Origin of the sequence: Kitasatospora sp. NPDC059812, from assembly GCF_042732075.1 — a bacterium.
Classification (GTDB): domain Bacteria; phylum Actinomycetota; class Actinomycetes; order Streptomycetales; family Streptomycetaceae; genus Kitasatospora.
Genome location: NZ_JBHWIO010000125.1, coordinates 1 through 3,732, shown reverse-complemented (window position 1 = coordinate 3,732; position 3,732 = coordinate 1). Strand labels below are relative to the sequence as shown.

The 3,732-nt window shown below is 76.3% G+C and carries 3 protein-coding genes; all 3 read left to right on the top strand.

From position 1 onward, the window contains the following. Positions 1–197 precede the first annotated feature (197 nt). The 3 genes from ACFV6D_RS36265 to ACFV6D_RS36255 all read left to right on the top strand — a co-directional run bounded on the left by ACFV6D_RS36265 (position 198) and on the right by ACFV6D_RS36255 (position 3,589). Positions 198–1,295: a DUF5937 family protein gene (locus tag ACFV6D_RS36265; protein WP_380563016.1), complete on the top strand. Its 1,098-nt coding sequence runs from the start codon at positions 198–200 to the stop codon at positions 1,293–1,295. Positions 1,296–1,379: 84 nt separating this feature from the next. After that, on the top strand, positions 1,380–2,237 hold the full coding sequence (locus ACFV6D_RS36260) for a PhzF family phenazine biosynthesis protein (RefSeq protein ID WP_380563014.1): 858 nt from the start codon (positions 1,380–1,382) through the stop codon (positions 2,235–2,237). 83 nt (positions 2,238–2,320) lie between these two features. Beyond that, positions 2,321–3,589 carry a phosphotransferase family protein gene (locus ACFV6D_RS36255; RefSeq protein ID WP_380563012.1) on the top strand — a complete coding sequence of 423 codons (1,269 nt, stop codon included), beginning with the start codon at positions 2,321–2,323 and terminating at the stop codon, positions 3,587–3,589. The last annotated feature ends 143 nt before the right edge of the window (positions 3,590–3,732 follow it).

Sequence of the window (3,732 nt, the reverse complement as noted above, 5' to 3'; positions counted from 1 at the left end):
CCTGCACTCTCTGTGCCGGTGCGTCGGGGCGGCCCCCGCCGCCCCGCCCCGCCGGGGGGCGCCTGGTTTTTGCCCCCCACCTCCCCCCCCCCGCGGGAGCGGATCCGGGCGGGTGGCAGGATCGCCGTCGTGAGCGAACCGATCATCAAGAGGCGCGCGTGGGCGGACGCCCCTGCCGGGAGGAGCACGGCGGGCGCATGAGCGTGACCATCGACATCACCGGCCTGCCCGACGAGCGCCTGCTCTTCACGCCGTCCCCGCTGGGCGAGCTGACCGCGATGCTGGACGTCCTCGCCGAGCCCGCGCACCACCCCGCGCTGCACGGCTGGGCGTCCAGCACCGCCGCGACGATCCCGCCGGTGCTGTCCGAGCGGCTGCTGGAGGCCGACTTCCTCTGGCGCTCCTCCCGCGCCGACTTCCTCGTCCCCGGCCTGCCCGGCGCCACCCTGGCAGCCGAGCTCGACGCCGTCGACCGGATGGACGACGAGCTGTACGTCGCCGCCGCCCTCGTCACCACCTGCGGCTCCTCCCGGCCGGCCCGCCGGGCGCCCTCCCCGCTCACCGACCCGGTGGCCAACGAGCGGGCCCGCGAACTCGCGCTCGCCCGGGGCCCCCGGCAGGCCGCCTTCGCGGACCGGCTGCTCGCCGACCCGCCCGCCGTCCGGGCCCTCGTCCGGCGGATGCTGGAGGACTGCGAGTCGGCGTTCTTCGCCGACGCCTGGCAGCGCGTCCTGCCCGCCCTGGCCGCCGACGCCCGGCGCAAGGCCGACCTGCTGGCCCGGCGCGGCCCCGCCGAGGCGCTGGCCGCGGTCTCACCCTCCGTCTCCCTCGACCAGAGCGCCGACGGGCGGCGGCGGATCGTCGTCGACAAGCTCCAGGACAACGCCACCAGCGGCACCGACGGCGGCGGCGTCACCCTCATCCCCACCGCCTTCGGCCGGCCCCACCTCGTGGTGGTGTACACCCCCGGCTGGCGTCCCGTCCTCCAGTACCCCGTCGCCGAGGCCGGCGTCCCCGAACCCGTCTCGCTGGCCCTCGTCCAGCAGCGGCTGGAAGCCCTCGCCCACCCCGTCCGGCTGCGCCTGGCCCGCACCATGGCCCGCGGCGCGCACACCACCGGCGAACTCGCCACCACCTGGCAGCTCAGCGCCCCCGAGGTGTCCCGGCACCTGGCCGTCCTGCGCAAGGCGGGGCTGCTCATCACCCAGCGGCGCGGGCGGTACATGCTCTACCAGCTCGACCTGTCCGGGAGCGCCCGGCTCGGTTCGGACTTCCTGGAGGCGTTGCTGCGGTGACCGGTGCTGCGGTGCTGCGGTGCTTCGGTGAGCGGAAAGCAGGTGAGCGGGAACAGCGGGGGAGCGGAACGCGTTCGTCCGGGCATGACCGACGACGCCTCACCCCGCATCCTGCGCTACGCCGCCTTCACCACCCGCCCCGAGGGCGGCAACCCGGCGGGCGTCGTACTCGACGCCGCAGGCCTGACCGACGAGCGGATGCTCGCCATCGCCGCCGAGCTCGGCTACTCCGAGACGGCCTTCCTGACCGCGGGAGCGACCGAAGGCGCCTACGGAGTCCGGTACTTCAGCCCGCTCACCGAGGTGCCGTTCTGCGGCCACGCCACGGTCGCCTCCGCCGTCGCGCTCGCCGCCCGCACCGGCCCCGGGCACTACGTCTTCACGACGGCCGCGGGCGAAGTCCCCGTCCAGGTCGACCAGGACGCGGAGGGCGTCCTGCGCGCCACCCTGACCAGTGTCGAGCCGCAGGTGGAGGACGTGACCGACGCCGACGTCGACGAGGTCCTCGCCCTGCTCGGCTGGGCCCGCACCGACCTCGACCCGGCCCTGCCGCCCCGGATCGCCTACGCCGGCGCCCGCCACCTCGTCCTCGCCGCCGCCACCCGCGACCGCCTGGCCCGCCTCGACTACGACTTCGACGGCCTCGCCGCCTACACCCGGGCCCGCGACCTGGTGACCCTCCAACTCGTCTGGCGCGAGGCTCCGGACGTCTTCCACGTCCGCAACCCCTTCCCGGTCGGCGGCGTCGTCGAGGACCCGGCCACCGGCGCCGCCGCGGCCGCCTTCGGCGCCTACCTGCGGGAGCAGGGCGCGGCGGCGGCCCCGACGGTGCTGACCCTCCACCAGGGCGAGGACCTGGGCCGCCCGGGCGTGCTCCACGTCGAACTGCGGACGGCGGACAGCCGGATCCGGGTGTCCGGCGCGGCGGTGGCGATCCCGTAGCGCGAACGTGATCGGCCCGGTCCCGGCCCGAGGCGTCCGGAAATTCGCTCGCATACGGGGCCCGGGTGGGCGAAGCTGCCCGGATGCAGCGAGCGAGCGAACGCACCGTCACGGTCCATCTCACCCACGGGGGCGAGTACTTCGGCCCCGTGGGCCCGTTCGAGGCGGCGGGCGGGTGGTGGTCGTCGGTGGACGGGGTGGGAGCGCGGGCGGCCGAACTCGCCGGGGTGCCGGTGCTGGTGCTGCGGCTGGTGGAGGGGCGGAGCGAGCAGGGCGGGCGCGGCGGGCACGGCGGGCAGGTGTGCTACCACGCCGAGGCGCTGGAGCGGCCGACGGCCGTCGAGGCCCGGCCGCTGGACGCCGGGACGGCCGCGCTGCTCGGCCCCGCCGAGCGCCGCGCGGCCTGGGCCACGCCGGCCGGGCTGGGGGAGGCGCTGGCCTGGGCGGAGGCGGAGCTGGCCGGGGCCGGCCGGCCGGTCGCCGGCCCGGTGCGGCAGATCCGGACGTGGAACCTGTCGGGCCTCGTCCGCCTCCCGACGGCCACCGGCCGCGACGCCTGGCTGAAGACCACGACGCCCGCCTTCAACGCCCGGGAGGGCGAGGTGATCGCGCTGCTCGGCAGCGTCGACCCGGGGCTCGTGCCGCCGGTGCTGGCCGCCGACCCGGCGGGCGGGCGGCTGCTGCTGGACCACGTGCCCGGCGAGGACTGCTGGGTGCCGTCGCTCGACACCGTCGAGGAGGTGGTGCCCCGGCTGGTCGCCGCCCAGGCGGCGCTGGCCGCCGACGGGCGCGCGGCGACGGCCGGGCTGCGCGACCGGACGCCCCGCACCCTGCTCGCCCAGGCGCAGGCGCTGCTCGACCGGCTCCCCGGCGAGACCGACCTGACGCCCGGGGAACTGGCCGGCGTCCGCCGACTGGTCGCCGAACTCCCCGCTCTGCTGGAGGAGTTGGCTGACTGTGGCCTCCCCGAGACCCTGGTGCACGGCGACTTCCACCCCGGCAACTGGCGCTCCGACGGCAAGCGTCCGGTGGTCGTCGACTACGCCGACTCCTACCTCGGCCACCCCGCCCTGGACGGGCTGCGCCCGCGCGCCTACCTCGCGCCGGAGCGCTGGCAGCACCTTGTCGAGGTCTGGCTGAAGGCCTGGAGCGAGCACGCGCCCGGATCCCGGCCGTGGCGCGCGCTGGAGCTGGTCGAACCGCTGTACCACCTGTCCTACGCGCTGCGCTACCAGGAGTTCCTGGACCACATCGAGGAGAGCGAACGCCCGTACCACGCGGGCGACCCGGCCGCCGAGCTGCGCGCGGCGCTGGCCTGCGGCGTTCCCGACCTCACGGGTCAGAACACCTAGGGCGCGCAGGCGGGGGTTCGAGGACGCGCCCTAGAAGACTGATGAAGATGTTGGGTTCTGGCCCCGCCGCGTGAGCGGCGGGGCCAGACTGCGGGTGTGGGGATGGGGGTGTGGTGCGGTGTGTCTGTGGGGGCGGCTGTGTG

Bases quoted from the DNA above. Each gene is read 5' to 3' on its own strand.
- ACFV6D_RS36265 (WP_380563016.1), top strand. From the start codon at position 198: ATGAGCGTGACCATCGACATCACCGGCCTGCCCGACGAGCGCCTGCTC.
- ACFV6D_RS36260 (WP_380563014.1), top strand. From the start codon at position 1,380: ATGACCGACGACGCCTCACCCCGCATCCTGCGCTACGCCGCCTTCACC.
- ACFV6D_RS36255 (WP_380563012.1), top strand. From the start codon at position 2,321: ATGCAGCGAGCGAGCGAACGCACCGTCACGGTCCATCTCACCCACGGG.